This window comes from Chelativorans sp. ZYF759, assembly GCF_012911015.1.
In the GTDB taxonomy this organism is placed as follows: domain Bacteria; phylum Pseudomonadota; class Alphaproteobacteria; order Rhizobiales; family Rhizobiaceae; genus ZYF759.
Map to the genome: position 1 here is coordinate 22,879 of NZ_WVVV01000009.1, position 25,813 is coordinate 48,691.

Below are 25,813 nucleotides of genomic sequence, written 5' to 3' on the forward strand. Positions count from 1 at the left end.
TCGTTTTTCGCCCTGGGGTCAGGGCGACAATCGAACCAGAAACAAGAAGAACAACATGTCGGGCTCGCTGGTCCTCCTCCATCTTGCTGGCGCCGTGGCGCTGCTTCTCTACGCGACGCGCATGGTGCGCACCGGCGTCGAGCGTGCCTATGGCGACGTCATGCGGCGGCGCCTGCGATCGACGCTGCGCAACCCGTTCGCGGCCATCCTCGCGGGCACCGGGCTTGCGGTGGCACTGCAGAGCGCGACCGCCGTCAGCCTGCTGGTCGGTTCATTCGTGGGGTCGGGCATCGTCGGCGGCGCCGCGGGGCTGATCGCGGTGCTGGGTGCCGATCTCGGCTCAGCGCTCGTGGTCAAGATACTGACCTTCGACCTGACGATCATCGTGCCGATCTGCCTGTTTGTCGGCACGGCCATCTTCCTGGCCACCGAGCGGCGGGAGTGGCGCCAGTTCGGCCGGATCCTGATCGGCATCGGCCTCCTGGTCCTGTCGCTGCAGCTGATCGGCGAGGCGTCCGAGCCACTGCGGCAGAGCGCGCTTCTGCCGGTGATCGTCAATTATCTGGCGGGCGATCCGGTCACCGCCTTCCTGCTCGCAGCCATCGTCACCTGGCTCTTTCATTCCAGCGTGGCGGCGATCCTGCTTCTGGTTGCGCTTTCGGCGCGCGGTCTCGTGCCGGTCGAGCTCGGTGTGGTGATGGTGCTGGGGGCCAATCTCGGCGGCGGGCTGATTGCCGCCATGCTGTCGCGGACCCTGCCGCCGGCTGCGCGCACCGTGCCTTTCGGCAATCTCGTCCTGCGCGGTGCCGGCTCGATGCTGGCGCTGGCGGGCCTGGTGCTGCTGTCGCCGCCGCTCCATGCGCTCGGCGCCTCGGCGCCGCTGCAGATCGTGAACGCCCATATCGCCTTCAACGTCGCCCTGGTCATTCTCGGCGTGCCATTGGCCGGCCTCGTCCATCGCCTCGTGGAGACGACCGTGGCGAGTTTTGCCGCCCCGGCCACACCCGAGGCATTCGCTGCCGAAGCAAGCGCGCTCGACCCGACCGTCCTCGACAACCCGCCGCTGGCGCTCGCCAATGCGACGCGCGAGGTCGTGGGCATCTGCGAAACGGTGGAGGTGATGCTGAAGGGCGTCATCGATCTCTACGAGGAGCCTGACCGCGCCCGCATCGCCGCCCTTGCGGCGCTGGACGATCGGGTCGACCGTCGCCATGCCGCCATCAAGCTCTATCTGGCGCGCATCGCGCCCGCCGGCATGAGCGAGGAAAACGCGCTGCGGACGCAGGAACTGCTCGGCGCGTGCGTGAAGCTCGAACAGGTGGGCGACATCATCGTGCGCAACCTGCTGGTCAATGTGCGCAAGAAGCTCGACCGGGGCCTCGACTTCACGCCCGAAGGCTGGCGCGAGCTGTGCGGGCTGCATGCCAGCGTGTTGTCCAATGCCCGGCTGGCCTTCAACGTGCTCATCAGCCGCGACCGCGAGACCGCCCGCCAGCTGGTGGTGGAGAAGGACCGGCTGCGCGACATGGAGCGGGAAACCAGCCGCCTGCATTTCGAGCGTCTGCGCGAAGGCACCATCCGCAGCGTGGAGACCTCCTCGCTTCACCTCGACACGATCCGCGATCTCAAACAGATCAATTCCCTGCTGGCGTCCATCGCCTATCCGGTTCTCGAGGAGGAGGGCTGGCTGCGCGGCTCGCGATTGAGGGTCAAATAGGCAAAAAAGCGTTCCGATTCGCGTCTGCTACGTCATTTGTGCTGGTCAACCGCGCGGCATTGGGTCATGCAGATGCAAACCTGACGAAGCCCTTTTTCGCCCGACACCCTCATGCCCATAACGAAATCAGCCTTCATGCGTCTGACCGCCGGCCTTCTGGTCGTTGGCCTGGTGGCGATCGTCGCCATCGTGGGGACGTCGCTCTGGCTGGTGGAACGCACGCAGGTCTATTTCGAGGAGGTCGTTGAGGCGCGCGAAGGGCGCACGGCGACGGTCGAGGTGCGCAACGCGATGCAGGAGATCGACGCGGGCCAGCGCGGCTACCTGCTGACCGGCCAGGAGCGTCATCTCGAGAACTTCTTCGCGGCGCGAGACGCCATCATTCCCTACTACGACAGGCTTGCCGAAATCCTGGTGGCCTATCCGCAGGCCGCCGAGCCGATGCAACAAGTGCGCGAAGCGATCGAGCACAAGGTGGACACGGCCAACCGGTCGATCGAGCTGCGCCGCCAGGGCGATACGGCCGAAGCAATCGCCGTTTTCGCGACGGAGCGCGACCGCGACATTCTGTCGGAAGCGCGGGACTTCCTGGACACCGTCATCGCAGCTGCCGACGCCCGTTTGACCGAAGGCGTCGAGGATCAGCGCGAAACGGCGGACCTGTTGCGCCTGATCACGCTGATCGGCGGCGTGATCGTCATCGCCGTCATGGGCATTTCGGTCTTCACCGCTCTCAACTACACCAAGGATCTGGTGGCTTCACGCGAGGAGGTCGAGGCGCTCAACGCCGACCTCGAGGGCCGTGTCAGCGAGCGCACCGAGGAACTGGTCCGCGCCAATGAGGAGATCCAGCGCTTCGCCTACATCGTGACGCATGATTTGCGCGCGCCGCTCGTCAACATCATGGGCTTCACCAGTGAGCTCGACGAGACCATGCAGTCGATCCAGAAATACGTGCTGGCCGAAGGCGCGCTGGAGGACCACGAGATCCACGAAGCCCGCCAGGCCGCCAGCGAGGATCTGCCGGAAGCGATCGGCTTCATTCGATCGTCGACGAAAAAGATGGACAGCCTCATCAACGCGATTCTGAAGATCTCGCGCGATGGCCGCCGCCCGCTCAAGCCCGAAAGCATAGACCTCAGGGAATTGCTGCAGGCCGGTGCCGACGCGGTCAACCATCAGGTTGCCGAAACCGAGGGCGAGATCACGATCGACGTCGATCTGCCGCGCATCATGTCCGACCGCCTTTCTCTCGACCAGATATTCGGCAATCTGCTGGATAATGCGGTCAAGTACCGGAAGAAGGATCGTCCGCTGCATGTTTCGTTGACGGCGCGGCGCCTGCCCGGTCGCCGCTTCGCCATCGACGTGACCGACAATGGACGCGGGATTGCACCCAAGGATCATCAGCGTGTATTTGATCTGTTCCGGCGTTCCGGCGCGCAGGACCAACCGGGTGAAGGAATCGGTCTGGCGCACGTGCGCACTCTAGCAAGAGGCCTGGGAGGCGACATCAGGGTCGAATCGGAAGAGGGGCATGGCTCCACTTTCACCGTGATCCTGCCCGAAGATTCCCGAACAGCCATAAGGAGCCGAACAAGTTGAGCAACGACGGAAAGCCAGTCACGATTATCATGATCGAAGACGATGAGGGGCATGCGCGCCTCATCGAGAAGAACATTCGCCGCGCGGGCGTGAGCAACCAGATCGTGCCCTTCACGAACGGCACCGAGGCGCTGACCTATCTCATGGGTCCGGACGGCTCGGGCGAGGTCAGCGCCGGGCGCCAGCTTCTCGTCCTCCTGGACCTGAATCTGCCCGACATGACCGGTGTCGACATTCTCGAGAAGGTCAAGACGAACGTGCACACCAAGCGGTCGCCCGTGGTTGTGCTGACCACCACGGATGACGAGCGCGAGATCCAGCGCTGCTATGATCTGGGCGCGAATGTCTACATCACCAAGCCGGTCGACTACGAGAATTTCGCGAACGCGATCCGGCAATTGGGATTGTTCTTTTCGGTCATTCAGGTCCCGGAGACCGACTAGTTTGGAAAACCCCGTCCGCATCCTGCATGTCGACGACGATGTGGCGCTGGCCAGGCTCCTGCAAAAGGCGCTTGGGCGGCGTGGATTCGAGGTGGACAACGCGACGGACATAGAATCCGCGCTTCAGCGCATCGCTGCGGATGAAGTCGACGTGGTGGTGCTCGATCACTACCTGGCGGGGCACACCGGGCTGGAGCTTCTGTCGCGACTGGCCGATGTGCCGCTGCCGCCGCCGGTCGTCTATGTGACGGGGTCCTCGGATGCGAGCATCGCCATCGATGCGTTGAAGGCGGGGGCGACCGACTATGTCTTGAAGACGGTCGGCGACGATTTCTTCGTGCTTCTCGCGGGCGCGATCGAGAAGGCGTATCGCAAGGCCAGGCTGCAACGCGCCAAGGAGCAGGCCGAGGCCGAGGTGCGCACGGCGCGCGACCGGGCCGAACTCCTGCTGACCGAGGTCAACCACCGCGTGGCCAACTCGCTGGCCCTGGTAGCGGCTCTGGTGCGCATGCAGTCGGGCGCCATCCAGGACCCGAGCGCCAAGGGCGTGCTGGCGGAAACCGAGGCGCGAATCTCGGCGATAGCGGGCCTGCATCGCAAGCTCTACACCTCCGACGATGTGCGTTCGGTCGCGCTGGACGAATATCTGTCCGGTCTCGTCGCGGAGCTGGACAATTCGATGCGTGCGGCCGGACATCGCATGCGCACCGCTTTGCACCTGGAAACGCTGCACGTTCCCCCGGACAAGGCCGTCTCGGTCGGCATGATCGTCACCGAGCTCCTGACCAACGCCTACAAATACGCCTATCCGAAAGGCAGCGAAGGCGAGGTGCGCGTGATCGTGCGCCGCGAGACGCATACGGAAGCCGAGCTTCTGGTCGAAGATGACGGAATCGGCTGGTCGGGCGAGGGCAAGCCGCAGGGCACCGGCCTGGGAACGCGTATCGTGCGCTCCATGGCCGTGACGCTCGGATCTGAGATCATCTACCTCACGGACCGCCCGGGCACCCGGGTCTCGCTCAAGCTGCCCATCGAGGCGGATGGGGCGATCACCTAGCGCAGCAACCCCTTAACGATGCCGCTCGCCTTGGAGAAGTCCATCTTTCCGGGGTATTTTTCCTTGAGCGCGTTCATGCAGCGCCCCATGTCGCGCAGGCCGTCCGCGCCGACCTCGTCGATGACCTCCGCACAGGCCTGGCGCACCGCCTCCTCGGGCAGCTGCTTGGGCATGAAGGCGCGGATGATCTCGATCTCCTCGCGTTCCTGCTCGGCCAGTTCGAGGCGTCCGCCTTCCTCGAAGGCCTGCGCCGATTCCTCGCGCTGCTTGACCATCTTCGAGAGTATGGCGAGGATCTCCTCGTCGCTCACGGGGTCCTTGCCCGTGGCACGATTGGCGATGTCGCGATCGGTGATGGCAGCCTGGATCAGGCGCAGCGTCGACACACACCGTTTGCGACCGTTCTTGATGGCGTCCTTGAGCGCCTCGGCGATCTTTTCGCGCATGGCTTTATTCTCCTGTCGCTGGCGCGAACAATAGCTTTCCGGCGCGGGGCATGCAAACCGTTTCTTGGATGCTAAACCCTTGAAAAGCTTATAATAATTTTATTCCAGCCGGCGGGTTCGATACAATTGACCCAGCGGGGACGTTGGCCTATTGTCCGCCGCCTGCTCGAATTTTCGGTGGAGTACGGGATTGCGGAACAGCTCCGCCCATCCCACTTCAGCACCGGCATGTGGCTCTGCCCTGCCGACAAATCAAGAGCCTGTTCATCACGTTACGGAGACCTCCATGGCCGCCACTACAGCCCCCTGGGCCCCCACAACCGCGACTGCCGTGCTCGTCCTGGCCGACGGTACCGTCATCGAGGGCAAGGGCCTTGGCGCGCGAGGCGAGGCGGTGGGCGAGGTCTGCTTCAACACGGCGCTGACCGGCTACCAGGAAATCCTCACCGATCCCTCCTATGCCTCGCAGATCGTGACCTTCACCTTCCCGCATATCGGCAATATCGGCGCCAATGACGAGGATATGGAAGATCTCAACCCCGCCGCGCGCCACGGGGCCGTCGGTGCCGTCTTCCGCGCGGAGGTCACCAACCCTTCCAGCTACCGCTCCGCCTCCCATCTCGACGCATGGCTGCGCCAGCGCGGCATCGTGGCGATCAGCGGCCTCGATACGCGCGCGCTTACCGCCCATATCCGCGAGACCGGCATGCCGAACGCCATCATCGCGCATTCGGAAGATGGCCGTTTCGATCTCGAAGCACTGAAGGCCAAGGCCCGTGAATGGTCCGGTCTCGAGGGTCTCGATCTCGCCGAGAAGGCCAGTTCCGGCCAGTCGTCGGTCTGGACGGAGACGCCCTGGGTATGGGACGAGGGCTACGGCACACAGGGCGAGGCGGCGATGCATATCGTGGCCATCGACTATGGTGTGAAGCGCAACATCCTGCGGCTGCTGGCCGGGCTGGGCGCCAAGGTGACGGTTGTTCCCGCACGCACCAGCGCCGAGGACATCCTCGCGATGGAACCGGATGGCGTCTTCCTGTCCAACGGCCCGGGCGATCCCGCCGCGACGGGCAAATATGCCGTGCCGGTGATCCAGAAGCTGATCGAGGCCGGGGTTCCGATCTTCGGCATCTGCCTTGGTCACCAGATCCTGGCCCTCGCGCTCGGCGGCAAGACCCAGAAAATGCATCAGGGCCATCACGGCGCCAACCACCCGGTGAAGGACCACACCACCGGCAAGGTGGAGATCGTGTCCATGAACCACGGTTTCGCGGTCGAATCCAAGAGCCTGCCCGCGGGTGTCGACGAGACGCATGTGTCCCTCTTCGACGGCACCAATTGCGGCATCGCGCTTGCCGGAAAGCCGGTCTTCTCGGTGCAGCACCACCCGGAAGCGTCGCCTGGCCCGCAGGATTCCCATTATCTGTTCAAGCGGTTCGCCAATCTCATCCGCGAACGCCGTGGCGAGCCCGCGCTCGCAGAGCGGTGAGCCCGCGCAATCGGTAAAATCGGAACAAACCCCTCCATCGACGCATTGGTCCCTCGAAGGGTACATCGTGCCGGCATCGAAATCGGCACGAAAAACCAATGAGTTGATGGAGTCCCGATATGAAACGACTGACATCCTATCTGTGTGCGGCCGCGATGGCGGTCAGCACCATCGGTCTGGGCACTGCCGGCGCCAACGCCCAGCCCATTCCCACCCCGACGCAGTTCCAGGGGCAGTTCGGCAACTCGAACGTGATCGAGGTCCAGCGCCGCGACGCGCGGCAGCGTCCGCCGAGCGCCCGTGGCGGCTTCGAGCTTCGCGGTGGGTCCGCCTATTACCGCGGCCACCGCGGTCAGCGTCAGGCGCGCCAGGGCTGGCGCCAGCATCAGGGCTGGTGGTTCCCGCCGGCAGCCTTCGTGGCAGGTGCGATTATCGGCGGTGCGGTGGCTCAGCAGCCGCGGCCGGCCCCCCGTGCTCCGCAGCGCGGCCTCAGCCGGTCGCATGTCGAGTGGTGCTACGGCCAGTATCGCTCCTACCGCGCATCCGACAACACGTTCCAGCCCTACCAGGGTCCGCGTCGCGCGTGCAGGTCGCCCTTCGGCTGATCCTCGACCCCCGGACGTACTCCGACAGCGGGCGGCATCATTGCCGCCCGTTCGCGTTGCTCAAGCCTCGCACAAGCTTCACGGGCAGCCGTATTTGATTTTCCACCTGCGCTGGCCATAATCGTCGCAGGTGATTCGTTTCGGTCCGTCATGTCGGACCTTTCCTCAAAGTTCCGGTTCCCAGTTCCGCGTTCTCCAGAGAGCCCGGACATGTTCGGGCTCATTGCCCGAACAGAGCGTCAGAGACATTGAGGCCATGAAACTTTCAGAAGAAGATTGTGCCAAACGCAGACTGGTCGACCGCGAGGAGATCAGGCTCGCGGTCCGGCTCCTGAAACAGCACGGCTACGGCGACGAGGAAATCGCGCCGCAGCTGTCCCGGTTCTACTACGTCGACATCGACACGCTGAACGAGGAGCTCGCTGTCGAGCTTGATCGGCATCTGGTCGCCGTGGCCGGACAGGAGCTGCGGAAGGTCGCCTGAACCGTTGCTCCTGAGCCGGAGGCCGCGGGCGGTCCCGCGGCTCAGATGCGCTTGCTCGTCTCCGCATCGAAGACATGTGCCATGCCCGGGTTGATGGCCAGCGGCAGCACGTCGCCTTCCTTGATGCTGGCAGCACCCGGCAACCTGACGATGATCTTGTCGGCGCGGCCGTTGGAGCCAGCCAGGACGCCATGGGCCATGGTGTCGGCGCCGAGGCTTTCCACCGCGATCACGGACAGCTCGAGATCCGAATTGCCGCCATTGACGAGGGTGAGATGCTCCGGGCGCACGCCGAGGAACACTTCCCTGCCGGTCTCCGGCATCTGGAAGTCACGCGGCTTCACGGCCTGTCCCCCGGCCAGGGCGATCCCCTTGGGGCCAGCCGATGCGCCGCGCAGCAGATTCATGGCGGGCGAACCGATGAAGCTGGCGACGAAGGTGGTGGCGGGCTTTTCGTAAATCTTGATCGGCGTGTCGATCTGTTCGGCCACGCCGCCATTCATCACCACCAGCTTGTCGGCCAGCGTCATGGCCTCGACCTGGTCATGGGTCACGTAGACGCTGGTCACACCCAGCGAACGCTGCAAATTCTTGATCTCGACGCGCATGTGCACGCGCAGCTTGGCGTCGAGATTGGACAGCGGCTCGTCGAAGAGGAACGCCTTGGGGTGGCGCACGATCGCACGCCCCATGGCGACGCGCTGGCGCTGCCCGCCCGACAGCTCGCGGGGCTTGCGCTGGAGCAGCTCGTCGAGCTCGAGAATGCGGGCCGCCTCGCGAACCCGCTTGTCGATCTCTTCCTTGGACTGGCCGCGATTGCGCAGGCCATAGGCCATGTTGTCGTAGACCTTCATGTGCGGGTAGAGCGCGTAGTTCTGGAACACCATGGCGATGTCGCGCTCGGCCGGCTCCAGCCTGTTGACGACGCGGCCGTCGATCGAGATCTCGCCATCGGTGATGACTTCCAGCCCCGCGATCATGCGCAGGAGCGTGGACTTGCCGCAGCCGGAGGGGCCGACGAGCACGCAGAGCTGCCCGTCCGCGATGTCGATCGAGACGCCCTTTACCGCTTCCACGCCGCCCGCATAAACCTTGCGCACGCCATCGAGTTTGACGGTTGCCATTACCTATTTCTCCGTCTCGGTCAGGCCCTTCACGAAGAGCCGTTGCATGAAGAGGATCACCAGAACGGGCGGCATTGCCGCAAGCACGACGGTGGCCATGACCAGATGCCAGAGCGGCTCGGAGTCACCCCCCGTAACCATGCGCTGGAGCCCCATGACGATCGTGTAGTAGCTGGGATCCGTCGTGATGAGCAGCGGCCAGAGATACTGGTTCCAGCCATAGATGAACATGATCACGAACAGCGCCGCGATATTGGTGATCGACAGGGGCAGCAGGATGTCCTTGAAGAACTTCATCGGTCCCGCCCCGTCGACGCGGGCTGCCTCCATCAGCTCCTCGGGCACGGTCATGAAGAACTGCCGGAACAGGAAGGTCGCGGTCGCGGACGCGATCAGCGGAATGGAAAGTCCCGCAAAACTGTTCAGCATGCCCAGATTGGCGACCACCTCGAAAGTGGGCACGATGCGGACTTCGACCGGCAGCATCAGGGTCAGGAAGATGATCCAGAAGAAGAACATGCGGAAGGGAAAGCGGAAATAGACGATCGCGAAGGCCGAAAGCAGCGAGATCGACAGCTTCCCGATGGTGATCGCCATCGCCATGATGAAGGAGTTCCACATCATGCCCGCGATCGGCGGCGTGCCGGCGCGCGACCGCCCCTCGGTGATGACCGTCATGTAGTTATCCCAGGCATTGGTGCCGGGAAGCAGCGGCATCACCCCGCGCACGAAGGTGCCGGGCGGGTGGGTGGAGGCGATGAACGCCACATAGACAGGGAACAGCACGATGGCCACTCCGGCGATCAGCACGAGATGGGCGAAGAAATTGCCCCAGCGATTGTTCTCGACCATATCCGCGCCCCTCAGTAGTTCACGCGCCGCTCGATGTAGCGGAACTGGATCACGGTGAGCACGACGACGATGGTCATCAGCACCACGGACTGGGCCGCAGACGAGCCGATGTTGAGATTGACGAAGCCGTCGCGATAGACCTTGTAGACGAGGATGTTGGTCGCCTGCGCCGGCCCGCCCTCGGTCGTGGCGTGGATGACGCCGAACGTGTCGAACATCGCGTAGACCACGTTGACCACCAGAAGGAAGAAGGTGATCGGCGAAAGCAGCGGGAAGACGATCGTCCAGAAGCGCTTCATCCGGCTGGCGCCGTCGATCGCGGCGGCCTCGATCAGCGAGTTCGGGATCGACTGCAGGCCTGCCAGGAAGAACAGGAAATTGTAGCTGATCTGTTTCCAGGCGGCGGCGATGATGATCATGATCATCGCATCGTTGCCGTTGCGCCGGTGGTTCCAGTTATAGCCGAACATGTCCAGCACGTAGGGCAGGATCCCCAGCGTCGGGTTGAAGATGAACCACCACAGCACGCCCGCGATCGCCGGCGCGATGGCGTAGGGCCAGACCAGGAAGGTCGTGTAGCTGTTGCGCGAGCGGATCATGCGGTTGACCATGACCGCGAAGAGAAGCGCCAGGCCCATCGACAGCAGCGTGGTGCCGACGGAGAAGACGAAGGTCACCTGAAGCGAGTTCAGATAGAGCGGATCGGCAAACAGGGTCTGGAAATTCTGGAACCAGACGAAGGTCGGCGGTCGGATGCCGAAGGCGTCGCCTTGCCGGTAGAGCGACTGCACCAGCGCCTGCCAGGAGGGCCAGATGAAGAAGATCAGCGTGATGATCACCTGCGGCGCGAGCAGCGCGTAGGGCAGCCACGGGCTGGAGAATGTCGTGCGTTTGGTTTGCATCGCGTCCGATCCGCCAAAAGGATGCGACCCGCCCGAAGATCATCGGACGGGTCGCATTATCGGGCTCAGTTCATGGAAGCTTCGAACTCGCGCAGGAGCGCATTGCCGCGGCTGACGGCATCATCTGCCGCCTGCTGACCGGATTTCGTGCCGGCCATGACCGCTTCCATCTCCTCGGAGATGACGTCGCGGATCTGGACGAAATTGCCGAAGCGCAGGCCGCGGGAATTTTCGGTCGGCGGGTTCAGCGTCATCTGGCGGATCGAGGTGTCGGCACCCGGGTTCTCGTCATAATAACCCTGTTCCCGGGTCAGATCGAACGAAGCCTGGGTGATCGGCAGATAGCCGGTGTCCTGGTGCCACTGGGCCTGGACCTCGGGCTGCGACACGAATTCGAAGAAGGCCGCGACGGCCTCGTATTCCTCGTCCGTGTGGCCGGTCAGGACCCACAGCGTGGCACCGCCGATGATGGTGTTCTGCGGTGCGCCCTCGATGTCGTCATAATGAGGCTGGAAGCCGAAGCCGACGTTGAAGTCCGAGTTGCGCAGCACACCGGCGCGGCTGGCCGACGAACCGAAGACGAAGCCGCACTCGCCGGCGTAGAAGGCCGGGAAAGCGTCGGCACCGGTTCCGGGGCCACCCCAGCGGAACACGCCTTCGTCCTGCCAGCTGGCCAGATTGTCCCAATGGCGGGCGACATGTTCGTTGTTGAAGACGAACTCGGTCTCGAAGCCTTCGAAGCCGTTGGCGAGCGTGCCCAGCGGCAGATTGTGCCAGGCCGAGAAGTTCTCGAGCATCACCCAGCTCGGCCAGGAGGTGGTGAAGCCGCAAGGCGCCGCACCGGATTCCACGATGGCGCGGGCTGCCTCCTCGGCCTCGGCCCAGGTCTCCGGCGGGGACTCCGGATCAAGTCCGGCGGCCTCGAAGACATCCTTGTTGTAATACATGATCGGGGTCGAGGAATTGAACGGGAAGGACAGCATGTTGCCGTCGGGATCCGTGTAATAGCTCACCACGGTGTCGAGATAGGCGTCCGGGTCGAAATTCTTGCCGGTGTCGGCCATCAACTGGTAGATCGGGTAGATCGCGCCCTCGGCGGCCATCATGGTGCCGGTGCCGACTTCGAAGACCTGCAGGATGTGCGGCTGCTCGCCGGCACGGAAGGCGGCGATGGCGCCGGTCATGGTCTCGGCATAGGTGCCGCGGTAGCTCGGCACGACGCGATAGTCGTCCTGGCTCTCGTTGAAGCTCTCGGCAACGCCCTCGAGGAGTTCGCCAAGTTCGCCACCCATCGCGTGCCACCAGGTGACGGTGGTCTGGGCGTTGGCCATCGAGGCCATCGCAGGCAGCATCAGTGCCGCCACACTGGTCGCGGTCAGCAGTTTGCGCAACTTCATGATCTTTTCTCCCTAATTGCCACCGGTTGTTCGGTGGTCGTTCTTCTGAACAAGATTTGTAACGGCTGCATGACAGCACCGTCACAAACGAATGTCGAGACCGTATCAATCACCAGCGAAATTTTTCGTTTTGCCGGCGAAAGAGGCGATATCGAAAGTGAAATGCCCGTGAATCGGGCAAAATGCAAATGAAATGCGCGCTAACGTCCCGCGGCATCCACATGCAAGCCACTGCAGAGTGAAGGGCGTGGCCCGTAGCCGCCTAAGTTTACAATGGGTCAGTCGGGCAGCATGGGCCGAAAACCGGGCAGCGAACGCACCCGATCCAGCCAGGCGGAGACGGCCCGAAAATCCTCCAGCACGAACCCGCCCTCCTCGGCGCAATGCGTGTAGGCAAAGAGCGCGATGTCGGCCACGCTCGGCGCGGTGCCGGCCAGGAAGGGCGTGCCGGCCAGGCGCGTTTCCATGACGGAAAGTGCCTTGTTGCCCTGTTCCAGGAGGGTCTGCATGCGGGCGGGCGTGGCCTGGTCGGCCAGCCGCTCGTAGCGCATCAGCGAACGCCGCACGGCGACATGGGGCTCATGGCTGTACTGCTCGAAGAACATCCACTGCAGCGCCACCGCCCGCTCATAGCGATCGAGCGGCATGTAGGACGTGCCGTCGGCGAGGTAGCAGAGGATGGCGTTCGATTCCGCCAGAACCCTGCCATCCTCCAGTTCGAGCAGCGGAACCTTCGCATTGGGGTTCTTGGCGGTGAATGCGGGCTGCCGCGTGCCGCCATCGAGAAAACTGACCTCCACATGGCGGAAGGGCAGGCCGAGCAGCGCCATCAGCAGGCGCGGCTTGTAGCAGTTGCCGCTGTCGGTCATTCCATGGATGGTCATCATCTGGGCGGCTCCTCGGCTGTCGCCGCATGATGGCGCCGCTCGCCACTCGGCACCAATCACAATCCTTGATGAAGCCGTTCAACGGCCGTGATGCCGACCCGGATCGGCGAGGGGGATGACATTGTCGCCGGAGGCCTCTCGAGCGGGATCGTCCTGCGGCCCTGGACGATGGGGGCTGTCGGTCCCCGCGAGAAAGGGCGGGGCGAGAAGAGGCCCGGCCAGCAGGTCGACGCCGATCTTGAGCGCGGTGTCGTGGTCGCCGGCACTCTCGATCCCGCCCAGAAGCGTCGTCCTGCCGCCCTCGCGCAGCAGCGCGACCAGGCTGGACAGCAGGCGATGCGAGGGATCGATGCCGTCGGCAAGCCGCACCCATTGCATGTCGAGGCGCACGATCTCGGGCGCGACGGCCTCGATCAGGGCCGCCGACGAGCCGGCGGGGCCGAAATCGCCCAGGCCGATGGCAAAGCCGCGCATCCGTAGTTCGGTGGCCGCGGCGCCAAGCTGCGTGCCGTCTTCGCCGGCGGGGAGTTCCACGATGATGCGGTCCGGTTCGATGTCGCCGGTCTCGATCTGTTCGTCGAGCGCGGCAAGCAGGGACCCTATCGAGGCCGCATCCGGCGCCGCCAGGGGCACGAGGAGCCGTGCCCCTTCGTCTTCAACGAAGAGATTGCGCATGTGGGCAATCGCCGATGCCCGTTCGAGGGCCGGCTCGCCGATGGCCAGCCCGGTCGCCGCCAGCGCCGCCTGGCGGATTTCGCGGCCACCGAGGAACCAGGCCGTCGAGGCCCGCAGGTGGAGCAAGGACGGCTCTTGGCCGGTGGCTGGCAGAAGCGGTTCGAAGGCCGTGCGGGCGACCAGCGTTCCATGGCGCAGATAGATCAGGCCGATCTCGTCTGCCAGGAAGGGCAGGGTGTCGCTTTCATGCATGATGTTCAGCCGCCGTGCCGGCGGCCGAAGCTGCGCCGGCCGGCATCCTGCTTGGCGGCGCGGGCGGGCAGGCGCCGCCCGGACGCCCGATCGCTTGCGTCCGCGTGAGGGGTGCCATGCGTGGTGCGGCCGAAATCGCCCGGCACGAGTTCGGGACGTGCCAGAAGATAGCCCTGCACCATGTCGGCGCCGGCTTCGTCGGCGACCTCGAGCTGCCAGTCCTCCTCGATGCCCTCGAAGATGCAGATGATGCCGCGGTCGCGGAACTCCCTCACCATAATTGCCAGCAGCGCGCGGCCGGGACCCGTGTCCATGAGCCGGCGGATCCAGCGGGCGTCGAACTTCACGATGTCCGGCTTGAGCGCCACGACACGCTCCATGTCGGAATCCTCGGCGCCGTAATCGTCGACGGCGATGGTGAAGCCGTGCCGGCGGCAGGCGGAGACGAAATCGCTGAGGGCGGATTCATAGACCGATTTCTGCTCGGTCACCTCGCAGACCACCCGCGTGGCGTCCAGCCGGGCCTCGTGCAGCACGAGGCGCATGTCCCGGAGCACGCCGTCGATCAGTTTCGGATCGCCGAACAGCGACGGGTCGAAATTGACGAAGATCTGCGCCGTCTCGTCGAGAAAGACCCCGGCATTCAGCAGGTGCAGGGTGCGCGAAACCGTTTCCACCTGGAAACGATCCGCGGTCGGGATCGACAGGAAGAAGTCCTGCGGTCGATGGGGCAGCGCATCGCGGAAGGGGCGCAGCAGACCCTCATAGGCGCAGACCGACAGGCGCCGCCTGTCGTCGAAGGCGAAGATGGGCTGGAAGGCCGTGCGAAGCACGTAGCTGCCCCAGACGCCTTCCGACGAGCCGTCGGGCAGGCGTACGATATGGGACATTGCCTTGCCGCTTGGCACGATCCGGGCTCCTGGTGATGCCCCGCGGCTCCGGCCGGCGGGAGGCGGAAGAGTGGCCCGGAAAGCGTTTAGGAGTCGTTAAGGATTGGCGCGCGGCCCTTGCGGAAACTCCCCCGATAAGACATTAGAGCATCCGTCGAATTCAACCCCTTCGGAGCCGTCCAATGGCCTTTCTTGCCGACGCCCTTTCCCGCATCAAGCCTTCGGCGACCATCGCCGTCCAGCAGAAGGCGCGGGAACTGAAAACGGCCGGCCGCGACGTGATCGGCCTGGGCGCCGGCGAGCCCGATTTCGACACGCCCGACAACATCAAGAACGCCGCCATCGAGGCGATCCGGCGCGGCGAGACGAAGTATCCGCCCGTGTCGGGCATCGCCCCGCTGCGCGAGGCGATCGCCGCCAAGTTCAAGCGCGAGAACGGGCTGGACTACAAGCCCGAGCAGACCATCGTGGGCACCGGCGGCAAGCAGATCCTGTTCAACGCCTTCATGGCCACCCTCAATGCCGGCGACGAGGTGGCGATCCCGACGCCTTATTGGGTCAGCTATCCCGAGATGGTGGCGCTGTGCGGCGGCACGCCGGTCTTTGCCGAGACGACGATCGACAACGGCTTCAAGCTGACGGCCGAGGCGCTCGAAAAGGCGATCACGCCGAAGACCAAGTGGCTGATCATGAACTCGCCGTCCAACCCGTCGGGCGCGGCCTATACCGAGGCCGAGCTGCGCGCGCTGGCCGACGTGTTGATGAAGCACGACCATGTCTGGACGCTGACCGACGACATGTACGAGCATCTCACCTATGGCGATTTCGAGTTCAAGACGCTCGCCCAGGTGGAGCCCGGCCTCTACGACCGCACGCTCACCATGAACGGCGTCTCCAAGGCCTATGCCATGACCGGCTGGCGCATCGGCTATGCCGCCGGTCCGCTCGCGCTCATCAAGGCCATGGACACGATCCAGGGCCAGCAGACGTCTGGCGCCTGCTCGATCGCCCAGTGGGCGGCCGTGGAAGCGCTGAACGGCCCGCAGGATTTCATCGCCAGGAACAAGAAGGTGTTCGAGGGCCGCCGCGATCTGGTCGTGTCGATGCTCAACCAGGCCACCGGCATCGACTGCCCGGTGCCGGAAGGCGCCTTCTACGTCTACCCGTCCTGCAAGGGGCTGATCGGCAAGACGGCGCCGTCGGGCAAGGTGATCGACAGCGACGAGACCTTCGTCACCGAATTGCTCGAGGCGGAAGGCGTCGCCGTCGTGCACGGTTCGGCGTTCGGGCTGGGGCCTAACTTCCGCATTTCCTACGCGACTTCCGAAGAGTTGCTCGAGGAAGCCTGCTCGCGCATCCAGCGCTTCGCCGCCTCGCTGAAATAGCGCTTCCCGGCGCGGGTTCGCCCGCGCCGCCGGCACTTGCCGAAACCCTGCAGCCATGTGACGATGTTGCCCGCGTTCAAAGGGAGGAGGAGCCCTTTCGTCCGCGCGCGACGGTCGCAAGGCCGGCCGCCGCTCATGTTGTCTCGCGTGAGGGAGGTCGGAAAAAATGGGTAATCGAGCAGGCGAAAGACCCAGCGGGCCGAAATGCGTCGCCATTGTCGGCCCGTTTGCCAGCGGCAAGACAACGCTTCTTGAAGCGATCCTGGCTCGGACGGGCGCCATTGCCCGGCAGAACCCGGTTTCCTCCGGCAACACGGTGGGAGATCACTCGCCCGAGGCGCGCGCCCACGCCATGAGCGTCGAGGCGAGCTTCGCCACGGTCGAGTTCATGGGCGAGAGCATCACCTTCGTCGATTGTCCGGGCTCCATCGAATTTGCCTTTGAGGCGATGCCGGTCCTGGCTGCCTGCGACGTGGCGCTCGTGGTCGCTGAGGCCGACGAGAAGAAGCTGCCCCAGTTGCAGCTCATCATGCGCGAGCTCGACCGGCAGGGCATCCCGCGCATGCTTTTCCTCAACAAGGTCGACAAGGCCACGGAAGGCGTGCGCGCCACGCTGAAGATGCTGCAGCAGGCCAGTTCCACCCCGCTGCTGTTGCGCCAGATCCCGCTGCGCAAGGACGGCATCGTCGTGGGCTCGATCGATCTCGCGCTCGAACGCGCCTACATCTATCAGGAGCACGCGGCCAGCGCGATCGCCCACATCCCGGATGACGAGAAGGCCCGCGAGATCGAAGCGCGCTTCTCCATGCTGGAGACGCTTGCCGACCATGACGACGCGCTGATGGAGCAGTTGCTCGAGGAGATCGAGCCGCCCCGCGACGTCATCTTCGACGATCTGTCCGCCGACCTGCGTGCCGGGCTTGTCACGCCGGTGCTGATTGGTGCGGCGGAGAAGGGAAACGGCGTTCTCCGGCTCCTCAAGGCGATCCGGCACGACGGGCCCGATGTCGCCAGCACAGGCCGGCGGCTGGGCCTGGAGGATGGCGATCAGCCGGTTCTGCAGGTGATGAAGACCATCCACACTCCGCATGGCGGCAAATTGTCGGTCGCGCGGGTCCTGGCCGGTGCCGTCGCCGATGCGGCGGAGCTTGTGGAACCGGGCGGAAATACCGGCCGCGTATCGGGTCTCTATCGCCTCATGGGCAAGGAGCAGGTTAAGATCGCGCGGGCGGATGCCGGCGAGACGGCAGCGCTCGGCAAGCTCGACGACATCGCCACCGGGGCCACGCTGTCGGCCATCAAGAGCGCGGTGCCGGCCCTGGTCGAGCTGGCCCCGGTGCCGCCGGTCTATGCCCTGGCGCTGCGGCCGCGCGACCGCAAGGACGAGGTCAAGCTCTCCACCTCGCTGCAGCGCCTGGCCGAGGAAGACCCCTCGCTGCGCGTGGCGCAGAACCAGGAGACGGGCGAGACGCTCCTGTCGGGAAATGGCGAGATGCATCTGCGCGTCGCCGCCGAGAGGCTCGCGAGCAAGTACCAGATCGTGGTCGATGCCAGTCGGCCCAGCGTGCCCTATGCCGAGACGATCCGGAACGCCGCCACGCAGCGCGGACGCCACAAGAAGCAGTCCGGCGGGCACGGCCAGTTCGGCGACGTGGTTCTCGATATCAGGCCGCTGCCGCGCGGGGCGGGCTTCGAGTTTACCGACACGATCACCGGCGGCGTCGTGCCCAAGCAGTACATTCCCTCCGTCGAGGCCGGCGTGCGCGATTATCTGCGGTCGGGGCCGCTTGGCTTCCCGGTGATCGATGTGGCGGTGAACCTGTCCGACGGCTCCTACCACGCGGTGGATTCCTCCGACATGGCTTTCCAGCAGGCCGGTCGGCTCGCCATGAAGGAAGGGATGGCTGCCTGCTCGCCCGTGCTGCTGGAACCGATCATGAAGGTGGAGGTGCAGACGCCCTCGGACACGACCGCCCGGGTCACGGCCATCGTCTCGCAACGCCGCGGGCAGATCCTGGGCTTCGATGCCCGCCCGGAATGGCCGGGCTGGGATGTGGTGGAGGCGATGATGCCGCAGTCCGAGATCGCGGATCTCATCGTCGAACTGCGCTCGGCGACGGCGGGCGTGGCCTCCTATACGGCGCGTTTCGACCACATGTCGGAACTGACCGGACGGCTGGCCGACGCGGTTTTGAACGAGCAGGGCAGGGCTGCCTGAGGGGCGTCCGGAAAAAATCCAAAAAAAAAGCCGGATCGATTGATCCGGCTAGTTATTGGAAGTGCCCGTTAAGGCTGAACCTCCAGAGGGGAACACTCAAGGGCGCCAATGGGAGGAGGAATGCGCCCCGGAGATGATTAGGATATGGGCTATGCTTGCTCAAATAACAAGCAGCGGGCGGCGCAAAGCAGGCATGCAAAAGTGCATGGCCCTTCACATGTGCACGATCCGCCGGCCACTGTGGCCAAATCACCACAGATTTCGATAGTAGACGCAGAGAATTTGCCACTGAGATGCTTCGGCGTGCCAGAAAAAACGAATCAGTCCTTGGCTGCGGCGAAGTCGTTGGACAGCAGCGCCCCCAGCTGCGCCTAGAACGACCAGCCCCTCGCCTTGGAAAGCAGGAAGTCCCTGAAAGCGTGCAGACGTGCCTGGTTCTTCATCGTCGTGGGATAGCAGAAATAGGTATCGAAGGACGGCACCTCGAGATCGGGCATCAGCTGGACCAGCCCTGAATCCTTGTCGACCACATAATCCGGCAGCATCGCCACGCCGGCGCCCCGCTGCACCGCGGCCTTGATCGACAGGATGTTGTTGATCTGCAGATCAGCCACCCGCTTGGTGCCTTCCGGCATGCCGGCCGTCTCCAGCCAGTTCATGTCCGACAGATGGGTCGGAACCATTTCGCCGAACGTCACCATGCGGTGCCGGTCGAGATCGTCGATCGATTTCGGCCTGCCGTGGCGGGTGACGTAGCCGGGCGAGGCGTAGAGGTGGAAATGCACGGTGAACAGCTTGCGCTGGATGAGATCCGGCTGCTGGGGCTGCCTGAACCGGATGGCGCAGTCGGCCTGGCGCGGGGTCAGCTCCAGTTCCTCGTTGGTCAGGATGAGCTGCAACTGGATGTCGGGATAGAGATCCATGAATTCGGGCAGGCGCTCGGTCAGCCAGCCGGAGCCGAGCCCGACCGTCGTCGTCACGCGCAGCTGGCCGGAAGGCGTGTCCTTGGTCTCGTTGAGCCGAAGCCGGACACCCTCCAGCTTCATCAGCACCTCATTGGCGGTGTGATAGAGGATCTCGCCCTGCTCGGTCATCTCCAGCCCGCGGGCATGGCGATGGAAGAGCGGCACGCCGACCTCCTGCTCCAGCGCGCTGACCTGCCTTGAGATCGCCGACTGCGACAGCTTGAGCCGATCGGCGGCATGGGTGAACGAGCCGGCCTCGGCCGCGGCGTGGAAGACGCGCAGCTTGTCCCAGTCGAGCGCGGCTTGGGGGCGTCCGACCATCGGCATGGCCTATTCCGCCGCCTCTTGCATGGCGCCGACGCCAGCAAGATAGCGCTCGGCTTCCAGGGCTGCCATGCAGCCGAGACCGGCCGCGGTCACGGCCTGGCGGTAGACGTCGTCGGTCACGTCGCCGGCCGCGAAGACGCCCGGGATGTTGGTGCGGGTCGAATCCGCTTCCGTCCACAGATAGCCGCCCGGCTTCTGTCTCAGCTTGCCGGCGAAAAGATCGACGGCGGGCACGTGGCCGATCGCCACGAAGACGCCATCGACGGGGAAATCCTCGACGGCGCCGGTCTTCACGTTGCGGATCTTCAGGCCCGTCACCGAAGGCGGCAGGGGCGCCTTGCCGGCTTCGCCGACGATCTCCTCCACCACGTGGTCCCAAAGGATCTTGACGTTCTCCTTCTGGAACAGCCGCTCTTGGAGAATACGTTCGGCGCGGAACTCGTCGCGCCGGTGGACGACCGTCACGCTGCGCGCGAGGTTGGAGAGATAGAGCGCCTCTTCCACCGCCGTGTTGCCGCCGCCGACCACCACGACATCCTTGCCGCGGTAGAAGAAGCCGTCGCAGGTGGCGCAGGCCGAGACCCCGAAGCCCATGAAATCCTGTTCGCTCGGCAGGCCCAGCCACTTGGCCTGCGCGCCGGTGGCGATGATCAGCGCATCGCACGTATATTCGGTGCCGGAATCGGTGGAGACCCTGATCGGGCGCGCGTCCATGTCGACGGAGGTGACGATGTCGTTGACGATCTTGGAGCCCACATGCTCGGCCTGCTTGAGCATCTGCTCCATCAGCCACGGACCCTGGATCGGATCGGCGAAGCCCGGATAGTTCTCGACCTCGGTGGTGATCGTCAGCTGGCCGCCCTGCTGGAGCCCGGCGATGAGAATCGGGTCGAGCATGGCGCGCGCGGCGTAGATCGCCGCGGTGTAGCCTGCCGGCCCCGAACCGATGATGAGGACCGGAGCATGGGTAGCGGTCATGGATATGGCCTTTCGATTTGGCGCGCGGGCGCCCTGCAGTGCTGTCCTGTTTGCTGTGCCGCTAATCTAGGTGGCCAGGCACGGCAGTTGCAAGGCCAGCCGACCGTCGCGCACAGGCCAATGGTCGCAACAGCCGCTTTTTGGCTAGGTCGGCTCGCCTCGACCGCCGGCTGTCAGCTGGTCCTGCCCGGCGGCAGGTACGGCCTCGGATTGCGGCTTGATCGAGATGGCCACGATGATGGCGGAAAGGATGATGAAGCTGTCGAGAATGTCGTGATTGAGCATGATCTGCGTAAACCCGCAGGTCACGTAGATGGTCACCGTGATCACGCAGAAATAGAGCCTTCTGCGATAGAGCCTGTCTGCAGGCGTCACGATGGCGACGTAGAGCGGCGCGAAGAGCAGAACCAGCAGCGAAATCAGGCCGAATATCCCGGCGTCGATGTAGAAATTCAGGAACGCGTTATGCGCATGCGTGACGCTGCGATCGGGAAAATCATCCGAGATCATGCTGTAGAGCGCTGGCATCCGGTTCTGGATTCCATACCCGATGATGGGAGATTCGGATATCGTGGCGATCGCTGCCTCCCAGAGACGGTACCGTTCGACGAAGCTGACCGAATACCCGCCCGTGAAGAACTGGTTTATCTCCCAGAAGGTGTGGTCGATCCGCGAGCTGAACCTCTGGAACAGGAACAGGAACGCCGCCACGGCAAGCGCCGCCAGCGGGATCCAGAACTCCCGTATCGTGGCGGCCCAATGGCGCGGCGCGTAGAGAAGGAGGAGGATCGAGGCGAACGCCGCCGAGATCCATACGCCCCGCGTCATCGAGATGATGGTGGCGAGCAGCCCGGCTATCGTCCCGAAGAAGGCCAGCCAGCGCAGATTGCGCTCGGGTGCGTCGATGTGCAGTCCGGCAATCGCCGCGAGCAGAAGCGAAACCATGCCGAAGACGGCCGCGTTGCCGGCGCCGCCGGTCGGCCGGGCGACACCCAGCCCCAGTTGAATGCCGGCCAGTACCAGCGCCAGGATCGCACCCAGTCCCGCGCCGATGATGAAGAACTTCAGATAATCGAGGTCGCGTCCGGCGCGGAAACGAGGGATCAGGAACCATGGAGCAAAGAAGGGAATCAGCCACACGAGGTGCGGGAAGGCTTCCATCCTGTTGCTCGGCACCATGGCCGCCGCAAACATCACGAGCGCAAATGCGCTGAACGCCACGCATATTTTCAGGTCGCCGCCGAAATATTCGAGCCTGTAAGTCCCTCGCATGACGCTGATGACGGCCCAGGCCAGGCATATTCCGAGAATGAACGAAATGGCGCTTCCGGCTATCGCAGGCAGTGCACCAACAAGAAGAACGGTGATGATGTTGTTTCGTTCGAACTTGGTACGGTCTTCGATAAAAAGTTCCGGCAGGACTTCTTCTTTTAGCATCAAACGCTTCATTAAATCTCTCGGCTGTCTGCCTTGTCCGTGATGGGTCCCCGAAACCCGGAGCGATGGTGCAGGAATCCGCCTTGCTGCAAATCATGCCTAGCTTAACAGCTCGAAGAATGCTGCAAAATAGAGACGTTGGTGGGCCTCTTGGCGTTCTCATCGCCCATTGAACGCTCTAGTGTCGCTGGCATTACACGATTCGGAGTGGGTGGAAGCGTATGGCGATCGACGCCGAATTGGATGCCATCGACTGGAAGATCCTGCGCGAACTGCAAGGCGACGGCCGCATGACGAATGTCGAGCTGTCCCGGCGCGTCGGCATTTCCGCGCCGCCCTGCCTGCGCCGCGTCAAGCGGCTGGAGGATTCGGGCATCATCAAGGGGTACCGGGCGCTGCTCAACACGCCCCAGCTCGGCTTCCCGGTGGTCGCCTTCTGCCTGATCGGCCTGCAGCATCAGTCGGATCAGGAACTCAAGGCCTTCGCGGAAAAGGCCAAGACGTGGAGCATCGTGCGGCGTGCCTGGATGGTGTCGGGCGAGACCGATTTCCTGCTTCATTGCGTGGCGCGGGACCTCACCACCTTCCAGACATTCGTCATCGAAGAGCTGACCTCGACGTCCAATGTCGACACGGTCCGCACCGCGCTGACCATCCGCCAGATCAAGGACGAGGGGCTGGCGGATATCTGAGCGGAGCCGGCGTGTCCGTCCACTCTGCTATCGGTAATCGACGACGACCCATTTCTTGTCGCTGGAGATGTCGGCGAGTTTTCGCCTGACGAATCCCGCCACCCGGCTGGCCGGCCGCTTCACTTCGCGCCACAGCTTGGCCATGCCTTTCGGCTTGGCGGGAGTCCGCTCCTCGTGGAGATCGCTGCCGATGCCCAGGATCATCGACTGTTCCTTCAGATAGAAATCCTGGGCACATATTGCGGGAACCAGCTGCAATGTCGTCAGCGAACCGGCCCAGGGCAGATCCGGATTGAAGATGACCTGGTCAACCGGCGCCTCGAGGCGTTCGGTCATCGCCAAGAGCTTCCTCGCCCCCTCGAGGGTAACGACATACCCACCCGCGCCGGCATGCCGGCTCCTCAGCACGTGCAGCGCTCTCGTTTCGACGGTCGCGGTCGCGGCCTTGTCTATGCGCGCATGGTAGAGCCGGGTCTCCAGTTTGACGATGTCGGCCCCGGCCGGGATCCAGCCCCCCTGGCGAAGCAGCGAGGTCGCTCCCGGCGTCAAATGCAGGTCGTCTTCGAAAATGGCGGCGTGGGGAAGCGATGCATCGACGATGCGTTGCCAGCATTCGCGATGGCTCAGGAAACAACCCGACTCTCCAGGACGAAGCGAGCCCAGGCCCTTCACTTCGTCCGCCGTCAGCAAAGTGCCATCCACAGCGGAGATGCGTGTGAATTCCAGGCCGAGCCGTTCGAACAGACCGGCCATGCGCTCAAGGCGCTCGGGCCGGCGGTCGAGGTTGATGAGGAACAGCTTCATGGTTCACGCCGCCGAAGGCCACCTCCCACGAGATGGCCCGTGAGGGATGGAATCTTCAGATCGGCTTCCAGTTGGGATCGACCTTGGACGCCTCGGCTTTCCAGAGATCGCCATAGTCGACATCCTGCCAGTCCTTGAACCAGGGGCCGCCATTGGTGAAGTGCACGGCACTCGGCGTGCCTTCGGCCGGCTTCTCGCTCCAGCCTTCGAGCCAGTTCCAGGCTTCCGGCAGTCCGCCGATCTCCTCGTCCTTGGCCCACTGCATGCGGTGCAGATAGGCGCCCGACTCGCGGTTGATCAGTTCCGGAGTCAGCTGCCGCGTGGAAGGATGCTCGCAATTGAAGAGCATGAAGGACGACCAGTTCTTGCGCGGATAGTTGGTCTGCACCTTGCCGTCCATCTTCACCGTCGCCTTGGGCGTGTAGTCGTGCTTGACGCAGATAACCGCCTTGGACGGATCGCGGTACTCCAGCAGCTTGGCCACGTCGTCGAGGAACAGGAAGTCGCAATCGCAGAACAGGGCCCAGCCCTTGTAGTCCGCCAGCCAGGGCGTGAAGAAGCGCGAATAGGTGAATTCGGTGGAGGCCAGCGGGTCGACTTCGCGCGTATAGGCGCCCCTCTCGACCAGTTCGTCGAGCTTGATCGGGTGGACGTCGACCGGCACGCTGGCGCGCTCGAGAAGCGTCTTCTTCGCGACGTCATAGGCGATCGGCTCGCGCGAATCCCATCCGACAAATACGTTCAGCTTCGTTTCCATCATGCCTCCTTGTGCGTGTCTGCGTCTCGTGTCGTTTTTCGAAGGCCACACGTGGATGCCGCGTTCGGCGATCTTGCGTTCGATCCAGTGGCGTTCGTGGTCCCATGCATGCCGCTGCCAGCCTTGCCAGCTGAAGCCCGCGATCTCGACGTCCCATTCCTCTGCCGGCAGCTTCTCCAGCGCGTAGCGGATGCCCAGATAGCCGGTGCTCGGAAAGATGCGCTTCGCGAGCGACTCCGACGGCGTTAGGCCGAGATCGCGGCAACTTTCCTCGTAGAAGGTCGGGGAAAGCACGGCGACCGTCTTGCCCGCGCCGCCATACATCATCAGTGCCGCCCACGTCCATTCCGCCCTTCTGCCCCTGAGGCGCGACAGGAAGTTCGGCTTGAGGCCGTATTTCTCCACGGAGGTCGGATGATTGACGAGGAAGACGAGATCGGCGGCCTGGACGATCGGCGAGGTCGGGTAGTCGGGGTTGTTGAGCCGCCGTGCCATCGGCTTGCCGGTATTGGCCACGAACAGCCAGTCGGTCTTCGTCCCGCTCATCCCGAACGATGTCTTCGGCTCGTTGAACCTGATCACCAGATCGCTCGAGTTGACGCGTTCGGTCATGTCGGAAAGAAACGGGCCGTTGCCCACCACGAATAGTCTTTTCTTCGTCATGTCTCTCAGGCCGTGTGGAATCGGACCGCGAACCGATAGCGCGCCCGAAGGATCTCGCGCGACAGTTTTTCGGTCAGGGATTTGGGGCCGCGCTTCTGCGCGGTGGTGCCGCCCAGCTCGCCGGCCACCTCGCGAATGGCGATGGGTCTGGTGGTCAGGATGCGTATGCCGTGTTTCCACTGCATCTGCACCGTGGTGTCGACGGGCCGGTCGAAGACCTCGGTAAAGGAAAGCAGGGATATTGCTGCCTCTCTGCCCACAAGCTGGGCCTGCATGCCCAGCCCCACGCGGCGGGTGGTCCGCAGGCCGCTTGATCCGGCGCTGGCGACGAGCGGGCCGAGGCCGTCGTCGGCCTTGCGGGGAAAGCGAACCACGTCGGCCGGGTTCATGTGCGCAAGGGCAAGGTCCAGCGTCGGGCCGAACTCGGCCGTCTCCACGTCGACATCGTCCTCGACCACGAAGCCGGCGTCGAGCCCGCGCTCTACGATCTCGCGCCATGCCTTGCGGTGGCTCAGGAAACAGGCGATCTCGCCGCGCCCGAGCGCGAAGGGATAGCGCGGCCGGTGCAGCTGGCGGACATAATGGCTGGCGATTGCCGCATCGCCGAGTTCCATCCCGTCGACGGCTTCCACTACCGACACCTCCATCGGCAGGGCCGCCGCCAGCTTGCTGACCTGGGGCTTGCGTGCGGTGGCACGCGGCAGATGAATGATGAACGCTTCGACCTTCACGATCCGACCGTTTTTGGAGCTCTTCTGAAGC

24 protein-coding genes and 1 pseudogene are annotated in these 25,813 nt (G+C 64.1%); 10 read left to right on the plus strand and 15 right to left on the minus strand.

The window, feature by feature from the left end; all coding sequences use genetic code 11:
- Nucleotides 1-55: 55 nt before the first annotated feature.
- The 4 genes from GRZ55_RS15120 to GRZ55_RS15135 all read left to right on the plus strand — a co-directional run bounded on the left by GRZ55_RS15120 (nucleotide 56) and on the right by GRZ55_RS15135 (nucleotide 4,822).
- Complete coding sequence (locus GRZ55_RS15120; protein WP_169287784.1) at nucleotides 56-1,717, plus strand: Na/Pi cotransporter family protein; 1,662 nt, start codon at nucleotides 56-58, stop codon at nucleotides 1,715-1,717.
- Between the two features lie 135 nt (nucleotides 1,718-1,852).
- Nucleotides 1,853-3,322, plus strand: a complete 1,470-nt coding sequence (locus GRZ55_RS15125; RefSeq protein ID WP_246734779.1) for an ATP-binding protein — start codon at nucleotides 1,853-1,855, stop codon at nucleotides 3,320-3,322.
- Between the two features lie 29 nt (nucleotides 3,323-3,351).
- Nucleotides 3,352-3,765: a response regulator gene (locus tag GRZ55_RS15130; RefSeq protein WP_210257370.1), complete on the plus strand. Its 414-nt coding sequence runs from the start codon at nucleotides 3,352-3,354 to the stop codon at nucleotides 3,763-3,765.
- A 1-nt stretch (nucleotide 3,766) separates the two neighbouring features.
- Nucleotides 3,767-4,822 carry a sensor histidine kinase gene (locus GRZ55_RS15135; RefSeq protein ID WP_246734780.1) on the plus strand — a complete coding sequence of 352 codons (1,056 nt, stop codon included), beginning with the start codon at nucleotides 3,767-3,769 and terminating at the stop codon, nucleotides 4,820-4,822.
- Here the strand turns inward: GRZ55_RS15135 and GRZ55_RS15140 are convergent.
- Entirely contained in the window at nucleotides 4,819-5,268 is a 450-nt protein-coding gene (locus GRZ55_RS15140; RefSeq protein ID WP_169287788.1) for a GatB/YqeY domain-containing protein, read from the minus strand. The genes GRZ55_RS15135 and GRZ55_RS15140 overlap by 4 nt on opposite strands.
- Before the next feature lie 286 nt (nucleotides 5,269-5,554).
- Between GRZ55_RS15140 and carA the strand changes: the two genes are divergently transcribed.
- From carA to GRZ55_RS15155, 3 genes are all read left to right on the plus strand, one after another.
- Nucleotides 5,555-6,757: a glutamine-hydrolyzing carbamoyl-phosphate synthase small subunit gene (carA, locus tag GRZ55_RS15145; protein ID WP_169287789.1), complete on the plus strand. Its 1,203-nt coding sequence runs from the start codon at nucleotides 5,555-5,557 to the stop codon at nucleotides 6,755-6,757.
- A 119-nt stretch (nucleotides 6,758-6,876) separates the two neighbouring features.
- Nucleotides 6,877-7,362 (plus strand): BA14K family protein, encoded by a 486-nt coding sequence (locus GRZ55_RS23705; RefSeq protein ID WP_169287790.1) that lies wholly within the window; start codon nucleotides 6,877-6,879, stop codon nucleotides 7,360-7,362.
- 256 nt (nucleotides 7,363-7,618) lie between these two features.
- Nucleotides 7,619-7,846 carry a hypothetical protein gene (locus GRZ55_RS15155; RefSeq protein ID WP_169287791.1) on the plus strand — a complete coding sequence of 76 codons (228 nt, stop codon included), beginning with the start codon at nucleotides 7,619-7,621 and terminating at the stop codon, nucleotides 7,844-7,846.
- A gap of 41 nt (nucleotides 7,847-7,887) precedes the next feature.
- Here the strand turns inward: GRZ55_RS15155 and GRZ55_RS15160 are convergent, their stop codons facing one another.
- From GRZ55_RS15160 to GRZ55_RS15190, 7 genes are all read right to left on the minus strand, one after another.
- Complete coding sequence (locus GRZ55_RS15160; protein WP_169287792.1) at nucleotides 7,888-8,970, minus strand: sn-glycerol-3-phosphate import ATP-binding protein UgpC; 1,083 nt, start codon at nucleotides 8,968-8,970, stop codon at nucleotides 7,888-7,890.
- Between the two features lie 3 nt (nucleotides 8,971-8,973).
- Nucleotides 8,974-9,822 carry a sn-glycerol-3-phosphate ABC transporter permease UgpE gene (ugpE, locus tag GRZ55_RS15165; protein ID WP_169287793.1) on the minus strand — a complete coding sequence of 283 codons (849 nt, stop codon included), beginning with the start codon at nucleotides 9,820-9,822 and terminating at the stop codon, nucleotides 8,974-8,976.
- 11 nt (nucleotides 9,823-9,833) lie between these two features.
- Complete coding sequence (gene ugpA / locus GRZ55_RS15170) at nucleotides 9,834-10,724, minus strand: sn-glycerol-3-phosphate ABC transporter permease UgpA (protein WP_169287794.1); 891 nt, start codon at nucleotides 10,722-10,724, stop codon at nucleotides 9,834-9,836.
- Nucleotides 10,725-10,789: 65 nt separating this feature from the next.
- Nucleotides 10,790-12,121 carry a sn-glycerol-3-phosphate ABC transporter substrate-binding protein UgpB gene (ugpB, locus tag GRZ55_RS15175; RefSeq protein WP_169287795.1) on the minus strand — a complete coding sequence of 444 codons (1,332 nt, stop codon included), beginning with the start codon at nucleotides 12,119-12,121 and terminating at the stop codon, nucleotides 10,790-10,792.
- A 278-nt stretch (nucleotides 12,122-12,399) separates the two neighbouring features.
- On the minus strand, nucleotides 12,400-13,008 hold the full coding sequence (locus GRZ55_RS15180; RefSeq protein WP_169287796.1) for a glutathione S-transferase family protein: 609 nt from the start codon (nucleotides 13,006-13,008) through the stop codon (nucleotides 12,400-12,402).
- Between the two features lie 78 nt (nucleotides 13,009-13,086).
- Entirely contained in the window at nucleotides 13,087-13,935 is an 849-nt protein-coding gene (locus GRZ55_RS15185; RefSeq protein ID WP_169287797.1) for an EAL domain-containing protein, read from the minus strand.
- A 5-nt stretch (nucleotides 13,936-13,940) separates the two neighbouring features.
- Nucleotides 13,941-14,825 carry an EAL domain-containing protein gene (locus GRZ55_RS15190; RefSeq protein ID WP_169287798.1) on the minus strand — a complete coding sequence of 295 codons (885 nt, stop codon included), beginning with the start codon at nucleotides 14,823-14,825 and terminating at the stop codon, nucleotides 13,941-13,943.
- 182 nt (nucleotides 14,826-15,007) lie between these two features.
- On the opposite strand from GRZ55_RS15190, the gene GRZ55_RS15195 reads away from it, so the two are divergent.
- A complete protein-coding gene (locus GRZ55_RS15195) occupies nucleotides 15,008-16,210 on the plus strand; it encodes a pyridoxal phosphate-dependent aminotransferase (protein WP_169287799.1) in 1,203 nt (400 codons plus the stop codon).
- 166 nt (nucleotides 16,211-16,376) lie between these two features.
- Complete coding sequence (locus GRZ55_RS15200; RefSeq protein WP_169287800.1) at nucleotides 16,377-18,428, plus strand: elongation factor G; 2,052 nt, start codon at nucleotides 16,377-16,379, stop codon at nucleotides 18,426-18,428.
- Between the two features lie 371 nt (nucleotides 18,429-18,799).
- On the opposite strand, the gene GRZ55_RS15205 is transcribed toward GRZ55_RS15200, so the two are convergent.
- The 3 genes from GRZ55_RS15205 to GRZ55_RS15215 form a co-directional block, all read right to left on the minus strand.
- Nucleotides 18,800-19,714 (minus strand): LysR family transcriptional regulator, encoded by a 915-nt coding sequence (locus GRZ55_RS15205; RefSeq protein ID WP_169287930.1) that lies wholly within the window; start codon nucleotides 19,712-19,714, stop codon nucleotides 18,800-18,802.
- 9 nt (nucleotides 19,715-19,723) lie between these two features.
- On the minus strand, nucleotides 19,724-20,698 hold the full coding sequence (trxB, locus tag GRZ55_RS15210; RefSeq protein ID WP_169287801.1) for a thioredoxin-disulfide reductase: 975 nt from the start codon (nucleotides 20,696-20,698) through the stop codon (nucleotides 19,724-19,726).
- 144 nt (nucleotides 20,699-20,842) lie between these two features.
- Entirely contained in the window at nucleotides 20,843-22,147 is a 1,305-nt protein-coding gene (locus GRZ55_RS15215) for an O-antigen ligase (RefSeq protein WP_210257360.1), read from the minus strand.
- A gap of 209 nt (nucleotides 22,148-22,356) precedes the next feature.
- Here GRZ55_RS15215 and GRZ55_RS15220 point away from each other — a divergent pair, with 209 nt between their 5' ends.
- Nucleotides 22,357-22,827: an Lrp/AsnC family transcriptional regulator gene (locus tag GRZ55_RS15220; RefSeq protein WP_169287803.1), complete on the plus strand. Its 471-nt coding sequence runs from the start codon at nucleotides 22,357-22,359 to the stop codon at nucleotides 22,825-22,827.
- Nucleotides 22,828-22,854: 27 nt separating this feature from the next.
- Here the strand turns inward: GRZ55_RS15220 and GRZ55_RS15225 are convergent, their stop codons facing one another.
- From GRZ55_RS15225 to GRZ55_RS15240, 4 genes and pseudogenes are all read right to left on the minus strand, one after another.
- A complete protein-coding gene (locus GRZ55_RS15225; RefSeq protein WP_169287804.1) occupies nucleotides 22,855-23,631 on the minus strand; it encodes a glycosyltransferase family 25 protein in 777 nt (258 codons plus the stop codon).
- A gap of 55 nt (nucleotides 23,632-23,686) precedes the next feature.
- On the minus strand, nucleotides 23,687-24,388 hold the full coding sequence (locus GRZ55_RS15230) for a glycosyltransferase (RefSeq protein WP_169287931.1): 702 nt from the start codon (nucleotides 24,386-24,388) through the stop codon (nucleotides 23,687-23,689).
- A gap of 63 nt (nucleotides 24,389-24,451) precedes the next feature.
- Nucleotides 24,452-25,051: pseudogene (locus GRZ55_RS15235) on the minus strand (glycosyltransferase family 29 protein); the annotation flags it as partial.
- 5 nt (nucleotides 25,052-25,056) lie between these two features.
- Nucleotides 25,057-25,782 carry a glycosyltransferase family 25 protein gene (locus GRZ55_RS15240; protein WP_169287805.1) on the minus strand — a complete coding sequence of 242 codons (726 nt, stop codon included), beginning with the start codon at nucleotides 25,780-25,782 and terminating at the stop codon, nucleotides 25,057-25,059.
- Nucleotides 25,783-25,813 lie beyond the last annotated feature (31 nt).